A 14,278-nucleotide genomic window follows, 5' to 3' on the forward strand; every position below is an offset into this window, starting at 1 on the left:
TGCGGACAATCGGGTTGAGGCGTGCGCCGTCCCCAGACAGCCAGACTCCTTCCCTTGAAGAGCGGAGAGGGCGCATCGCGCTCCGCAAGGACGGCAAAATCACCGATCCACGCCGCTGCAGATGCGCGTCTCCCGTGACCGCCGCGTCCTGAAGGCGTGAGGCCGTGTCCGTCCCTCAGATGCCGACGCTCGCCGCGCCCGCCTCCGCGGCCTGGCTGACGGTCGCGCCGTTGCGCAACGCCATCGCGATCGCGGTCGAGGCCGTGTCGACGGCGCCGGCACGATCCTCGCCGTAATCGTACATGCTGTTGGTCTGCGAGCCCAACCGGGCGTGGAAATTATCGGGAAAGCTCTTGTCCATCCGCTGCTTCAGCAGGTTGGTCGCCGCATGATAATCGCCCTCGAAGCCCGCCGATTGATAGGCGGAACCGGCCTCGTAGGTGCCGCCCTCCCGATCGGCGGCGGCTTTGCGGTTCTTGTGGTCGATCGTCTGCGAGAACAGGAAACCGATAACCTTGGACATAAGCCATCTGACGGTGTTCATCTCGGTCCTCGACGGTAGAAGCGGCGGAAGCACTTCGGTTCTGTACCACGCCTGGCCCGAAGACCGCGGCTTTCTTCACGCGGATCCGGCCTCACCATCGCTCTTCGGCGATGAGCGCCCCGCTCCGGTCGAAGGTGCCTCGCCAGCCCTTGTCGTTCAGGCGGACGGTCACGCGGGTCTCGTCGGCATCCGCTCCGGATCCGGATTTGATGCGGGCCTCGACCTGGCCGAGCCGCTCGTGGCGCTTGAGCGCGGCGACGCTGACGCCCAGGCGCAGCGCCAGTTCGCGGGGATCGACGATCCAATCGCCTCTGTGACCGAGATCGAGCCGCACGGAGCATCCTCCATCGACGCGGCACCGAGGTTAAAGCCGTCGGCCTCGGCCTGGAAGCCGGTTCTAGCGCCCGGCCGCGTGGCGGTGGTGGGGGCCCCTGTGGTGGGCCCGTCCCGGGTGACGCCTCGCCTTGATCCGTGGTGGCGGCGCAGCCGGTGGTGCGACCGCCGGGACGCCGTCATGCTCGGCGATGACCTGGCGGGCGCGCTCGACGCTCATGTCGCAGGCGCTGGTCATGCCCTGAAGCGCGCCGAGGGCGCGGTTGTATTCGGGCAGGTTGGTGCATCCGGGGACGCCCCAGGCCCGGGCCGAGGTGGGACCTGCGAGGATCGTCACCAGAGCCAGCAGGGCGGCGCCGGTCATGCGGGTCGCAGGTCCGTTCAGATCCGGATCGAGATGCGCGCCCATGGAAACCTCTCGACCCGTTCGCGAGGTCAACCCGCATCGCCCCGGTTGGTGCGATCGCGAGGACGTTACGGGCTCGGCGAGCCCCGGTCGAAACGCGGCGACGGCCCGGCGCGGCTTCGGCGCCGCGTCGGACCGTCCTGTCTGCGGCTGGGCCGGCCTTAGAAGTCCATGCCGCCCATGCCACCCATGCCGCCGCCGCCCGGCATGGCCGGGGCTTCCTTGCGCGGCAGCTCGGAGATCATCGCCTCGGTGGTGACCAGCAGGCCGGCGATGGACGCCGCGCCCTGGAGCGCCGCCCGGACGACCTTGGCCGGATCGACGATGCCGGCCTGGAGCATGTCGACATACTCCTCGGTCTGGGCGTTGAAGCCGTAGGTCTCGGAGGCATTGGCCAGGATGTTGCCGACCACGATCGAGCCTTCCACGCCCGAGTTGGACGCGATCTGGCGGATCGGGGCTTCCAGCGCCTTCAGCACGATCTTGATGCCGGCCTGGACGTCGGGATTGTCGTTGGTGAGCCCCTGGGCGGCCTTCTTGGCGCGCAGCAGCGCGGTGCCGCCGCCCGGGACGATGCCTTCCTCGACCGCCGCGCGGGTGGCATGGAGCGCGTCGTCGACCCGATCCTTCTTCTCCTTGACCTCGACCTCGGTCGAACCGCCGACGCGGATCACCGCGACGCCGCCCGCGAGCTTGGCCAGGCGCTCCTGGAGCTTCTCGCGGTCGTAATCCGAGGTGGTCTCCTCGACCTGCGCCTTGATCTGCGAAATCCGGCTCTCGATGTCGGACTTCTCGCCGGACCCGTCGATGATCGTGGTGTTCTCCTTGTCGATGCGCACGCGCTTGGCGCGGCCGAGCATGGGGAGCGTCACGTTCTCGAGCTTGATGCCCAGATCCTCGGCGATCATCTGGCCCTTGGTCAGGATCGCGATATCCTCGAGCATCGCCTTGCGGCGGTCACCGAAGCCCGGCGCCTTCACGGCCGCGACCTTCAGGCCGCCGCGCAGCTTGTTGACCACGAGGGTCGCCAGGGCCTCGCCCTCGATGTCCTCGGCGATGATCAGCAGCGGCTTGCCGGTCTGGACCACGGCCTCGAGCACCGGCAGCATCGCCTGGAGCGACGACAGCTTCTTCTCGTGGATGAGGATGTAGGGATCCTCGAGCTCGGCGACCATCTTCTCCGCGTTCGTGATGAAGTACGGAGAGAGGTAGCCGCGGTCGAACTGCATGCCCTCGACGACGTCGAGCTCGGTCTCGGCGGTCTTGGCCTCCTCGACGGTGATGACGCCCTCGTTGCCGACCTTCTGCATGGCGTGGGCGATCATCTCGCCGATCTCCTTGTCGCCGTTGGCGGAGATCGTGCCGACCTGGGCGATCTCCTCGGACGAGGCGACCTTGCGAGCCCGCGCCACGATGTCCTGCACGACCGTGGCGACCGCGAGGTCGATGCCGCGCTTCAGGTCCATCGGGTTCATGCCGGCGGCGACGTATTTCACGCCCTCGCGGACGATGGAGGCGGCCAGAACGGTGGCCGTGGTGGTGCCGTCACCCGCGATGTCGCTCGACTTCGAGGCCACTTCGCGCACCATCTGAGCGCCCATGTTCTCGAACTTGTCGGCGAGCTCGATCTCCTTGGCGACGGTCACGCCGTCCTTGGTGATGCGCGGCGCACCGAAGCTCTTCTCGATCACGACGTTGCGGCCCTTGGGACCGAGCGTGACCTTCACGGCGCTGGCGAGCAGCTCGACGCCGCGCAGCATCTTCTCGCGGGCATCGACGGAAAAACGAACGTCTTTGGCTGACATGGACAATCTCTTCTGTTGTCGTGCGGCCCCGAGGCGCGCCGGGGCGGCCGCCTCGAAGGGCTTGAGCAGCGTCGGAGGGGGCGGACGCCCTTAGGCGACGACACCCATGATGTCGGATTCCTTCATGATCAGGAGATCCTGGCCGTCGATCTTGACCTCGGTGCCGGACCACTTGCCGAACAGCACACGATCGCCGGGCTTCACCTCCAGCGGGTTGATCTTGCCGGCCTCGTCGCGGGCGCCGGGCCCGACGGCGACGACCTCGCCCTCCTGGGGCTTCTCCTTGACGGTATCGGGGATGATGATCCCGCCCTTGGTCTTCTCCTCGCCCTCGATGCGGCGTAGCACCACGCGGTCGTGCAGGGGGCGAAACTTCATGTGCGGCATCCTGGTCGTCCCGCCTGGGGCCTCGCGTCGACATGACCGAGCCCGTGCGGGAAAGGCGGCGGCAGACCGAATCGTCTGCGCCGGATCGACCCGGTCTTAGCACTCAATAGACAAGAGTGCTAACGCGTCTCACGGTCGATGCGCCGCGGAGGGTGATTTTCGAGCGGTTCTTCGCGTTCGGACAGATTGATATTCGAACGTAGGCGCGCGCTTCGATCCCGGTCCGGAGCTCGGAACCGGCATCCGTCCGGGTGCGGCCGCGCAACCGGCGGCCTTAAGATCCGTATTGATACACCAGAATAACGGCGCGAAAAATCGCACTTTACCGGTGGGCCGCACCGAATTTTCGCGCAACACATTTGACGATTGTGATTATCCCGTCGATGTGCTAGAGATCATAAATCGATCTTTGGCCAGATATTCGGCCGTCTCGCCACAACAGGGCGAGCGCTCTGCATCTCTCCCAGTTTCGACGACCACGGACGGGCGCACGCTCAGGCACGCGCTCGCCCCCTTCGATCGTCCAGAGTTCGCGGCTCGCGCAGCGCAACGGCGGCAGGCCCTGGATCTTTGTTACAGCATGGTGATCACGCAAGGCCGGTCTCCGGTCTCCGCACCATGCTCTGAAGCAGTTGGAATAGTTATGAGCATCGGCACCGTTAAGTGGTTCAACGAGACCAAGGGCTTCGGTTTCATCCAGCCTGACGATGGCGGCAAGGACGTGTTCGTGCACATCTCGGCCGTCGAGCGCGCCGGCATGCGCAACCTGATCGAGGGTCAGAAGCTCTCCTACGAGCTGGAAACCGACCGTCGCAGCGGCAAGCAATCCGCCGGCAGCCTCCAGGCCGCCTGAACCTCGCGCCTCAACCGAGGACGCGTTTCGAAGCCGTTCCCAGTGTGGAGCGGCTTCTTCTGTTTCTGATACGGGCGCTGCGGCGCGCGAGGAGTCTTCGTGGGTCAATTCAAAGAAACGCAGCTGTCTGATCGTCTCGAGGCCGGTGCCAAGGCCAAGGAAGAGCGGCTGGCCCAGTTCCGTGCGCGCCCCGCGGCGGACGATCCGGCCGTCCTCGCCCGCCAGGCCGAGCGCCAGGCCGTCGCCGAGGCCCGCGAAGTGCGGGTGAGCGAGCGGGACGCCGCCCGCGCCGCCGCGGAGGCGGTCCGCGCCGCGGAAGCGCTCGCGGAGCAGGAGCGCGCGGCCGCCGAGCTGGTCCGTCAGGCCGCCGAGAAGGTCGAGCGCCAGGCCGCGCTGGCCGCCGAGCAGAAGGCGACCCGCGACGCCCGCTTCGCCGCCCGCAAGGCCAAGGTGAAGCGATAAGCACAGCGCGGAGCGCCGCCGACGCGGCTCTCCATCACGCGCGCTCCGGCGCCTCCGACGCAAAGAACCGGTTCGGCGGGCGCGGCAGGCCGAGATGGTCGCGCAGGGTCGTGCCGGCATAGTCGCGCCGGAACAGGCCGCGCCGCTGCAGTTCCGGGACCAGCGTGTCGACCACGTCGTCGAGCCCCTCGGGCACGAACGGGAACATGACGTTGAAGCCGTCGCAGCCGCGGCCCTCCAGCCATTCTTCCATCCCGTCCGCGACCTGCGCGGGCGTCCCCACGAAATGGAGCCCGGCATAGGCGCCGACCTTGCGGGCGAGGTCGCGCACGGTGGCGCCGGTCCGGCGAGCGTAGTCCAGGATCTGCGCCTGGCTGGTCTTGCTGGCGTTGGTCTCGGGGATCTCGGGCAGGGGCGCGTCGAGATCGAAGCCGGAGGCGTCGACCCCGAGCCGCACCGACAGGTTGGCGAGCCCGCTGTCGGGATGGACCAGATCGTCGAGGCGCGCCCGCTTGGCCTGCGCCTCGGCCTCGGTCTCGCCCAGGATCACCAGGGCGCCGGGCAGGATCTTCAGGTGGTCGGGATCGCGCCCCAGCGCCGGCATCCGGCCCTTCACGTCGGCATAGTAGGCCTGCGCGGCCTCCAGGGTGGAGCTGGCGCCGAACACCATCTCGGCGGTCTCAGCCGCGATCTGCTTTCCAGCCTCGGAGGCGCCGGCCTGGACGATCACCGGCCAGCCCTGAACCGGCCGGGCGATATTGAGTGGGCCCTTCACCGTCAGGAACGCGCCCTTGTGGTCGAGGACGTGCAGCTTGCTGGAGTCGAAGAACAGGCCGCTCTCCGGATCCATCAGGAAGGCGTCGTCGGCCCAGGAATCCCACAGGCCGGTGACCACGTCGTAGAATTCGCGCGCCCGGGCGTAGCGCACGGCGTGGTCGAGATGCGCGTCGCGGCCGAAATTCAGCGCCTCGTCCGGGTTGCCGGAGGTGACGAGGTTCCAGCCGGCCCGGCCCTTCGAGATGTGGTCCAGGGAGGCGAACTTCCGGGCCACGTGATAGGGCTCGTTGTAGGTGGTTGAGGCCGTGGCGATCAGGCCGATGCGCGACGTGAGCGCGGCGAGCGCCGGCAGCAGCGTCAGCGGGTCGAACGAGGTCACGGTGGCCGAGCGGCGCAGGGCCGCCACCGGCATGTTCATCACCGCCAGATGGTCGGCCATGAAGAAGGCGTCGAACTTCGCCGCCTCCAGCCGCCGGGCGAACTGCGCCAGGTGCTCGAAGTTAAAATTCGCGTCCGGGTAGCCGCCGGGATAGCGCCACCAGGCCGTGTGGATCCCGACCGGGCGCATGAACGCACCGAGATGCAGCTGGCGGTCTCGACTCATAGCGGCGCTCCGCGCGTCCTCACGGGTGCTTGTGGATCGGGTCGACCCAATGGACCGCCTCCGGCCGCTCCACCGGATCGACATCCGGAATGTTGACCACCACGGCCTCGTTGTCCGAGCGCACCAGCACGCAGTGCAGGGGCTCATCCGTGGAGGCGTTGATCTCCTGGTGGGGCACGAAAGGCGGCACGAAGATGAAGTCCCCCGGCCCGGCCTCGGCCACATATTCGAGCCGCTCGCCCCAGCGCATCCGGGCGCGGCCGGAGACGACGTAGATCACGCTCTCCAGGGCGCCGTGATGGTGCACGCCGGTCTTGGCGTCGGGCTGGATCGCCACCGTGCCGGCCCAGATCTTCTGGGCGCCGACCCGGGCTGCGTTGACCGCCGCTTGCCGGAACATGCCCGGGGTCTGCGCGGTGTTGCTGTCGAGCTGGTCGCCCGGGATCACCCGCACGCCGTCATGCTTCCAGCGCGGCACCTCCGCCCCTGCGGCATGGTCGTGATCATGGCCGTGCGCGTCGTCATGGGCATGCGTGTGGCCGTCGCCGGTGTCGTGCATCGTCAGGACCTCCATACGGGGGAGCGCCGCATCATTGCACCGCCGCCGAGGCTTCGGACAGGGCTCGGGAGAATCCCGTGTCGAAGATCGCCGCCGCCTGCGGGGCGCGGGCCTTCGGGATCAGGCCGGCGCGGACATAGAGGTCGATGGTGCGCTGCTCGTCGGCGATCACGTCGGCGTCGATCGGCACGGTCCGGTAGCCGGCGCGGCTGAACCAGCGCAGCGGCACCGCCTCCGGCAGGCCGATCAGCTTCGACCAGACCTTCGCGTAGGGTGCCGAGTCCTTGAGCGCCCGGGCCCGGGCCCGGGCGAGGCGCGCGGCGAAATCGGCGAGCAGGGGCCGCTTGTCCGTCAGGGCGTTGTCGCGCGCCACCGTGAAGGTAAGCCCGGGGGTGATGCCGTTGCCGTCGCGGACCACCCGGGCCAGGCCGGCGAGCTCCGCCGTGGACGTGTAGGGCTCCCAGGTCGCCCAGGCATCCACGGACCCGGAGGCGAGGGCGATCTTGGCATCCGCCGGCGGCAAGAAGCTGAGCACGACGCTGTCGAACGGCAGCCCCGCCTCCTCAAGGGCGGCCAGCACCACCTGGTGGCCGATGGAGCCGCGGTTGGTGGCGATGCGCTTGCCCCTGAGATCCGCCACGCTCCGGATCAGCGAATCCGGCGCCACCAGGATCGCCAGCCCGTCCTGCCGGTTGCGGAACGCCATGAACGCCTTCACGGGTGCCCCGGCGGCGGCCGCGAAGGTGAAGGGCGCGTCGCCGACCCCGCCGGCGTCGATCGCCCCGGCGTTCAGCGCTTCGAGAAGCGGCGCGGCCGCCGGGAACTCGCTCCATTCCAGCCGGTAGGTCAGGCCGTCGAGGACGCCCGCCGCCTCCATCAGGGCGCGGGCATTGCCGCGCTGGTCGCCCATCCGCAGCACGTCCTCCGCCCGGGTCGGCCCGGCGGCCAGGAGCGCGACGAGGATCAGGATCACGGCGCGCATCAGGCGGCCTCTGCGGCGCGGCCGCGGGCCGCGAGCGCGGCCTTGAAGGCCGGCAGCAGCTCCCGGCCGTACTGGATCGCGTCCTCCAGCGGATCGAAGCCGCGGATCAGGAAAGTGCGCACCCCGAGGTCGTGATAGTCGAGCAGCGCCTCGGCCACCTGCTCGGGCGTCCCGACCAGGGCGGTGGAATTGCCCGCCGCCCCGGTCTCGGCCGCGATGGCGGTGAACAGCCGCTTGTCGAGGCGCGAGCCCGCGGCCGCCGCCGCCAGCAGCCGGCGCGAGCCCTCGTTCTGCGGCGCAGCAGCTGCGCCGAGCCCCTTGGCCGCCCGGGCGGCCCGGGTCCGGGCCAGCATATCCTCGGCGCGAGCCCAGGCCCGCGCCTCGGTCTCGGCCAGGATCGGCCGGACCGACAGGCTGAAGCGCGGTTGGCGCCCATGCGGCGCGGCGGCGTCCCGGACCCGCCCGATCAGTTCCCGGACCTGGGCCTGGGTCTCGCCCCACAGGGCGTAGGTGTCGGCGTGCCGGCCGGCCACCGCCAGGGCCGCCAGCGAGGCGCCCCCGAAATAGACCGGGATGGCATCGACCGGCTTCACCTCAGAGAAGCCCCGCTCCACCCGGTAGAACGCGCCCGCGTAGTCGAACGGCGCCGCGGCGGTCCAGCTCTGGCGGGCAATGTCCAGGAACTCACCGGTGCGGGCGTAGCGCTCGTCCTTGGTGAGGTGGTCGCCGTCCTGGGCGAGGTCCCGGTCGTCGCCGCCGCTGATCACGTGGATCGCGACCCGGCCGCCGGTGAGCTGGTCGAGGGTCGCGAATTGCTTGGCCGCCACGGTGGGCGCCGTGAAGCCGGTGCGGTGGGCGATCATCAGCCCGAGCCGCTCGGTGACGGTTGCGACCTGGGCGGCGAGCAGCAGGGCGTCCGGCGAGGTCGAATGGAACGCCACCAGCACCCGGTCGAACCCGCCCCATTCATGCGCCTGGGCCAGAAGCTTCAGGTAGTCCCGGTCGATCGCCGGACCTTGCGCCGGGTGGATCTCGGAGCTGTGGCGGGGGGCGACGAAGCCGATGAACTCGACGGCCTCCGGGGGCAGCAGGCTCATGAAAATCTCCGTGTCGGGGCCGGCGCGGCGATGGCCACGGCAGACCATCGGGGCTGCCGCAAGGTTTGCGAAGACGGCCGCGATGGTCCGCCCCGAGACGCGGAGCGTCAACGAAAGCGTCTTTCGAAAATTTCGGCGACGAAAGAATAAGTCCCGCCGCAACCCGCGGAATACGAGAAGACCCTGCCCGTCAGGCGGTGGATCGCGAATGATTTCGCGTTTCCCGCATGCGCAAGCCCCCGGGCATCTCCCGACGGAAAGCAGAGCCGGGCCATCCACGAAAGACGCGGGTCCGACGGCCACCCTGGCGAGGGCCGGCCGACGCACAGGATCACCACCGTCTGCGGGGCGTTGCACGCGCGGGAAACGCCACCGTCCAGAGCAGAAAAACCGGCCGGACCTTTCGGGGTCCGGCCGGTTTTTGTTTCAGTCCGTTCCGCCGCGCTCCGGCTCAGTGCCGCGGCAGGCTGTGCAGCGCCTTCAGGAAGACGTCGACGTCAGATTTGGTGTTGTAGAAGGCGAGCGAGGCCCGCACCGACTGGTCGATTCCGAACCGGCGCAGGGCCGGCAGGGCGCAGTGATGGCCCGAGCGCACCGCGATGCCGTGCGCGTCGAGATGGTGGGCCACCGCCTCGTTCTCCTGCCCCTCGATCACGAAGGACATCACGCTCGCCTTCTCGCGGGCCGTCCCGATCAGGCGCAGGCCCTTCACCTCGGCGAGGCCGGCCTGCGCGTAATCCAGCAAATCGTGCTCGTAGGCGGCGATCGCCGGCAGGCCGATGCGCTCCAGATAGTCGAGCGCCGCACCGAGGCCGACCGCGCCCGCGATGTCCGGCGTGCCCGCCTCGAACTTCTCCGGGGCGCCCTTGTAGACGGTCCGGGTGAAGGTGACGTCCTCGATCATGTGGCCGCCGCCCTGCCAGGGCGGCATCGCCGCGAGCAGGTGCGTCTTGCCGTAGAGCGCCCCCACCCCGGTCGGCCCGAACACCTTGTGGCCGGAGAAGACCAGGAAGTCGGTGTCGAGGGCCTGCACGTCCAGCGGCATGTGCGGCGAGGATTGCGCCGCGTCGACCAGCACCGGCACCCCGTAGGCGTGGGCCAGCGCGATGATCTCCCGCACCGGGTTCACGGTGCCCAGCGCGTTCGCCACATGGGTCACCGAGACGATCTTCGTCCGGCCCGACAGTAGGGCCGCGTATTGCTCGAAGATGATCTCGCCCCGGTCGTTGACCGGAATCGCCCGCAGCGTCGCCCCGGTGGCCTGGGACAGGAGCTGCCACGGCACGATGTTGGCGTGGTGCTCGATCGTCGAGACGATGATCTCGTCACCCGGGCCGATATTGGCCCGGCCGAAGGAATGGGCGACGAGGTTGATCGCCTCCGTGGTGCCGCGCAGGAAGACGATGTCGTCCTTCGAGGGCGCGTTGAGGAAGCGGCGCACCGCCTCGCGGCCGCCCTCGAACAGGTCCGTGGAGCGCGCTGCGAGGGTGTGGGCGGCCCGGTGGATGTTTGAGTTGTGCCGCCCGTAGAATTCCGAGGTCGTGTCGATCACGGCCTGCGGCTTGTGGGTGGTGGCGGCATTGTCGAGCCAGACCAGCGGGTGTCCGTTGACGCTCTGGTGCAGGGCCGGGAAGTCCCGGCGGACATGCTCCACGTCGAACGGCGCCGCCACCGGGCTCGATCCCTGCGCCGTGAGTCGCGGCGCGGGACCCGGATAGCGGGCGGGCTCGACCCGGGGGCTCGCCGGCGCCCTTTGGGCCGGGCCCGGGCCGGCCTTCAGGAAGTAGTAGTCGGAGACCGGCGCCTCGGGCGTCCGGGACAGGTGCCCGGTCCGCGCGATGCTCTCCTGGGCGACATCGACGCCCTGCCAGGACGGGTCGGCCGGCACCAGCTGCGGCGCGATCGCCTGCGCGACGGCGTTGGCACGGGGATGATCCGCGGCCACCTGACGGTGCAGGTCGGGACCGCCCGGGAAGGTCGTCTGCGCGCTCGGGAACCCGAAATCCGGCAGGACCGGGCGTGGGCTTGCCGGGTGGACCGGCGGGATCGCGGCGACGTCGAAGAAGCCCGGGCTCGCCGGGGCGAGATTCGGTACGGTCGGGCCGCTGAGGCCCGGAACACCGAGGGCGGGCCCGCCGAACGACTTGGCAGCGAATGTGGATCCGTCCGGCTGCAGGCCGGAGGGTTGCCCCCCGGCCGGGGCCGAGGGGACGCCCGTGGCCGCGCTCGGGAACGGGGCGCCGCCCGGTCCCTGAGGCAACCCTTCGAGAGCCTGCGGGACCTGGGGTCCTGCGGGCAGCGTCGGGGCGAAGGGCTGGCTCGCGGCCTGCCCCTGCTGGTAGATCTCCCGGGCGAGGCGCCCGATCAGATCGCTATGGGCGAGCTCGGCCGGGCTCGCCTCCGGTCGACCGAACGCCAGTCCCTCAGGCATAGTCATGGTAGTTGCCGAGGAGGACGTTATCGAGGCGGGCGATCGCGTCCTCGACCAGCACGGCGGCCGAGAAGTAGCGGGTCACCAGGTGTGAGGCGATCGAGTGGTCGTTGGTGCCCATGTAGCGCACCGACAGGCCGGGCTCGATCTCGCCGGTCACGCCCGATTTCTGCAGCCCGACCACGCCCTGCTCGCCCTCGCCGACCCGCAGCAGCAGGATCGCGGTCGTCTCGGCGCCGGTCACCGGATCGATGTCGATCGGCAGCTTGTCGCTCGGGACCAGCGGGACGCCGCGCCAGGTGATGAACGGCGCGCCGAACAGGTGGACGACGACCGGCGGCACGCCGCGGCGGGTGGCCTCACGGCCGAAGGCCGCGATGGCGCGCGGATGCGCCACGAAGAAGGCGGGCTTCTTCCAGACCAGGGTGAGCAGCTCGTCGAGATCGTCCGGCGTGGGCGGGCCGCCGCGGGTGGGGATGCGCTGGCGCGGGCCGACCTCGTTGAGCAGGCCGAACTGCGAGTTGTTGAGCAGCTCCCACTCCTCGCGCTCCTTCACGGCGTCGACGGTGAGGCGGATCTGCTCGCGAAGCTGGTCGATCTCGTTCGAGTAGAGATCGGTGACGCGGGTATGGGTGTTGAGGATCGTCTGGATCGTCGAGAGGTGATACTCGCGCGGATGCGCCTCGTAATCAACGAAGGTGGTCGGCAGGCGCGGCTCGCCGGTCTGGACCGCCAGCAGCTCGATCCCCTGCTCGCCGTGCGAGCTGGTATGGCCCTTCAGCCGCTCCTGCTCGTCCCGGTACTGGGCGATCTTGGCGCGGATCTCGTCGTTCTCGAGGGCGTCCGGATCGAGGGTCAGGAGGGTGACGGCCGAGAGCGCCTTCACGGCCGGGGTAGGCCCGCCGGCACCGAGCAGGTCGCCGTCACCGAAATAATCGCCCCGGGTGGCCAGACCCTGGCGCAGGCGGCCCTTGTAGGGGCCCGAGAAGGTCAGCTCGACCGTGCCGTCGGCCACCACGGTCAGGGTCCGGGTCCCGGCGCCCTCCTCGTGGATGATCTTGCCGGCCTTGTGCTTGCTCTCGGTGAAGCGGTCGGCGAGCTTGGCCAGCTCGGCATCGCCCAGCCGGCTGAACAGCGGCACCGCCCGCAGCGAGGCGGGGCGGATCGTCCGGTCCCTGTTCTCGGTGACGAGATCGATGCGGCCGGGCCGGGCCAGCACGACGGCGCGCCGGTTGACGCGGTAGACGCCGCCCGCGACGTCCACGAACGGCAGGAGCCGGAGGAGCCAGCGCGGCGTGTTCGCCGCGTTCTGGACCGAGGTGACGGTGGCTGTCGCAAGATTGCGTGCCGCCGTGGCGCTCACGCTCAGACCGGGTCCACTCATCGTTCGTCCTCTTTCATCGTAATGGCAGGCGCGCCGCAGCATCGGCCCGCGTCTCCGCGAGCCGTCCCGCAGTCGATGCGGGCCGGGCGCAAGGTAAAAAGGGTTATGACAGGGCCGGACGGCCGCCGCGCTCAGGATAAGAACCGTTGTGTCGTGCAGCCGCGCAGCCGTTGACTGGCGGGACACTGTGCTCACCGCTGCGGCGAACCAGCACAGTCAAGGTAAGCCTTGATTCCGCACCGGGTCAACGAAATGATTTTTCCTATTTATCCTGCACCGCGGAATACCAGCCTTTAAAACGCCGCCTCCATAGGAGATATGTGAAGCAACCCCGCATCGTGAGAGAATTGCCTTCTCGTCCAACCGTCGATCCCGCGGGATTTGCGGCTCTCGTCTCTGAGAAAAATTTTTCTTGCTCGGATTAGATCCCGCCGCCGAAGCCGAAAGACTGATCCATGCTACGCGCCGGCTCCTCGCCCGCGGCGAGGCGCGACACCACCCGAGCCGGCACACCCGCCACGGTGGTGTGCGGCGGCACGTCGTGCAGCACCACGGCGGCAGCGGCGACCTTGGCCCCCTCGCCGACGCGGATGTTGCCGAGCACCTTGGCCCCGACGCTCAGCAGAACCCCGCGCTCCACCTTCGGGTGCCGGTCGCCGCTCTCCTTGCCGTTGCCACCCAGCGTCACCGACTGGAGGATCGAGACGTCGTCGGCCACCACCGTGGTCTCGCCGATCACGACGCCGGTGGCGTGGTCGATGAACACGCCGGAGCCGATCCGGGCCGCCGGGTGGATGTCGCAGCCGAACACTTCCGAGATGCGGCTCTGGACATGCAGGCTGAGCGTCGCCCGGCCCTGGTGCCAGAGCCAATGGGCGACCCGGTAGGCCTCCAGCGCCGCCAAGCCCTTGTAGAACAGGAACGGGTCGAGATAGCGCCGGCAGGTCGGGTCACGCTCCCGGATGGCGATCAGGTCGCGCGCGGCGTTGGCCCCGGCATGGGGGTCGGCCTCGAAGGCGGAGAGGCAGAGGTCGCGCATCGACAGCCGGGCGAGGTCGCCGTCACCCAGGCGGTGGGCGAGGCGGTACGCGAAGGCCTGGGCAAGGCTGCGCTGGTCCAAGATCGTCGCCTGGACGATCCCGGCATAGAGCGGTTCCTCGACTAGGACGGCCTCGGCCTCGGCGCGGAGTTCCGCCCACAGGTCGCCCTCGAGGGTGCTGCGGCCGGTGGCGCGCAGCGGCGGGATCGCGGCCGAGGCCGTCACGCCCGGAGGATCCGGATCTCGAGCGCCATCAATGCACCAGCTGGAACAGGTCGGCGAGGTAGCGTTCCAGGGTCTCGTGGCCTTCGAATTTCACGTCGACCGTGGCCGAGTGGCCCTGCTGCTGATGGATTCCCACGATCCGGCCCCGGGCATGGCGCCAGATCCCCAAAATTTCCGCGAGGTCGAGCCGCTGGAACACCACCTGATCACCCTGCGCCATCGTCGCTGAACCTTTCGCGCTGCCGTCCTTGCGAGGGCCGATCCGGCCGGCCCGATTCGGATGTCCGAAGTGGGGGCGGCGCGGCGCCGGACGGTCCCAGGAATGCCCTTCCGCCCGCCCCGCATCGGAGGAGAAGGTTTTGTTCGCAGATTGCCCCGGGACCGGCATGA

General features: G+C 69.4%; 15 protein-coding genes. 2 read left to right on the forward strand and 13 right to left on the reverse strand.

Annotated features, from left to right (window positions below):
- Positions 1–175: 175 nt before the first annotated feature.
- From AKJ13_RS26090 to groES, 5 genes are all read right to left on the reverse strand, one after another.
- A complete protein-coding gene (locus tag AKJ13_RS26090) occupies positions 176–523 on the reverse strand; it encodes a hypothetical protein (protein WP_244471736.1) in 348 nt (115 codons plus the stop codon).
- 112 nt (positions 524–635) lie between these two features.
- Positions 636–878: a DUF6522 family protein gene (locus AKJ13_RS26095; protein ID WP_050735934.1), complete on the reverse strand. Its 243-nt coding sequence runs from the start codon at positions 876–878 to the stop codon at positions 636–638.
- 63 nt (positions 879–941) lie between these two features.
- Positions 942–1,286 (reverse strand): hypothetical protein, encoded by a 345-nt coding sequence (locus AKJ13_RS26100; RefSeq protein ID WP_082317133.1) that lies wholly within the window; start codon positions 1,284–1,286, stop codon positions 942–944.
- A 158-nt stretch (positions 1,287–1,444) separates the two neighbouring features.
- Complete coding sequence (gene groL / locus AKJ13_RS26105; RefSeq protein WP_050735935.1) at positions 1,445–3,088, reverse strand: chaperonin GroEL; 1,644 nt, start codon at positions 3,086–3,088, stop codon at positions 1,445–1,447.
- A 90-nt stretch (positions 3,089–3,178) separates the two neighbouring features.
- Positions 3,179–3,466, reverse strand: a complete 288-nt coding sequence (groES, locus tag AKJ13_RS26110; RefSeq protein WP_007565402.1) for a co-chaperone GroES — start codon at positions 3,464–3,466, stop codon at positions 3,179–3,181.
- A gap of 652 nt (positions 3,467–4,118) precedes the next feature.
- On the opposite strand from groES, the gene AKJ13_RS26115 reads away from it, so the two are divergent.
- A complete protein-coding gene (locus tag AKJ13_RS26115; protein WP_007565404.1) occupies positions 4,119–4,328 on the forward strand; it encodes a cold-shock protein in 210 nt (69 codons plus the stop codon).
- A 99-nt stretch (positions 4,329–4,427) separates the two neighbouring features.
- Positions 4,428–4,790 (forward strand): DUF6481 family protein, encoded by a 363-nt coding sequence (locus AKJ13_RS26120; RefSeq protein WP_200905708.1) that lies wholly within the window; start codon positions 4,428–4,430, stop codon positions 4,788–4,790.
- A gap of 34 nt (positions 4,791–4,824) precedes the next feature.
- Here the strand turns inward: AKJ13_RS26120 and AKJ13_RS26125 are convergent, their stop codons facing one another.
- The 8 genes from AKJ13_RS26125 to AKJ13_RS26160 form a co-directional block, all read right to left on the reverse strand.
- Positions 4,825–6,171: an LLM class flavin-dependent oxidoreductase gene (locus tag AKJ13_RS26125; RefSeq protein WP_050735936.1), complete on the reverse strand. Its 1,347-nt coding sequence runs from the start codon at positions 6,169–6,171 to the stop codon at positions 4,825–4,827.
- 19 nt (positions 6,172–6,190) lie between these two features.
- Positions 6,191–6,730, reverse strand: coding sequence for a cupin domain-containing protein (locus AKJ13_RS26130; RefSeq protein WP_050735969.1), 540 nt, complete (start codon positions 6,728–6,730; stop codon positions 6,191–6,193).
- A 31-nt stretch (positions 6,731–6,761) separates the two neighbouring features.
- Positions 6,762–7,712: an ABC transporter substrate-binding protein gene (locus tag AKJ13_RS26135; protein ID WP_050735937.1), complete on the reverse strand. Its 951-nt coding sequence runs from the start codon at positions 7,710–7,712 to the stop codon at positions 6,762–6,764.
- Positions 7,712–8,809, reverse strand: a complete 1,098-nt coding sequence (locus AKJ13_RS26140; RefSeq protein WP_050735970.1) for an LLM class flavin-dependent oxidoreductase — start codon at positions 8,807–8,809, stop codon at positions 7,712–7,714. The genes AKJ13_RS26135 and AKJ13_RS26140 overlap by 1 nt, the downstream gene beginning before the upstream one ends.
- 451 nt (positions 8,810–9,260) lie before the next feature.
- Positions 9,261–11,246, reverse strand: a complete 1,986-nt coding sequence (locus AKJ13_RS26145) for a family 2A encapsulin nanocompartment cargo protein cysteine desulfurase (protein ID WP_050735938.1) — start codon at positions 11,244–11,246, stop codon at positions 9,261–9,263.
- Entirely contained in the window at positions 11,233–12,624 is a 1,392-nt protein-coding gene (locus tag AKJ13_RS26150; protein WP_050735939.1) for a family 2B encapsulin nanocompartment shell protein, read from the reverse strand. The genes AKJ13_RS26145 and AKJ13_RS26150 overlap by 14 nt, the downstream gene beginning before the upstream one ends.
- A 421-nt stretch (positions 12,625–13,045) precedes the next feature.
- Positions 13,046–13,888, reverse strand: a complete 843-nt coding sequence (gene cysE, locus AKJ13_RS26155) for a serine O-acetyltransferase (protein WP_050735940.1) — start codon at positions 13,886–13,888, stop codon at positions 13,046–13,048.
- A 28-nt stretch (positions 13,889–13,916) separates the two neighbouring features.
- On the reverse strand, positions 13,917–14,108 hold the full coding sequence (locus AKJ13_RS26160) for a hypothetical protein (RefSeq protein ID WP_007565415.1): 192 nt from the start codon (positions 14,106–14,108) through the stop codon (positions 13,917–13,919).
- Between the last annotated feature and the right edge of the window lie 170 nt (positions 14,109–14,278).

It is taken from the genome of Methylobacterium sp. ARG-1, assembly GCF_001262595.1.
In the GTDB taxonomy this organism is placed as follows: domain Bacteria; phylum Pseudomonadota; class Alphaproteobacteria; order Rhizobiales; family Beijerinckiaceae; genus Methylobacterium; species Methylobacterium brachiatum.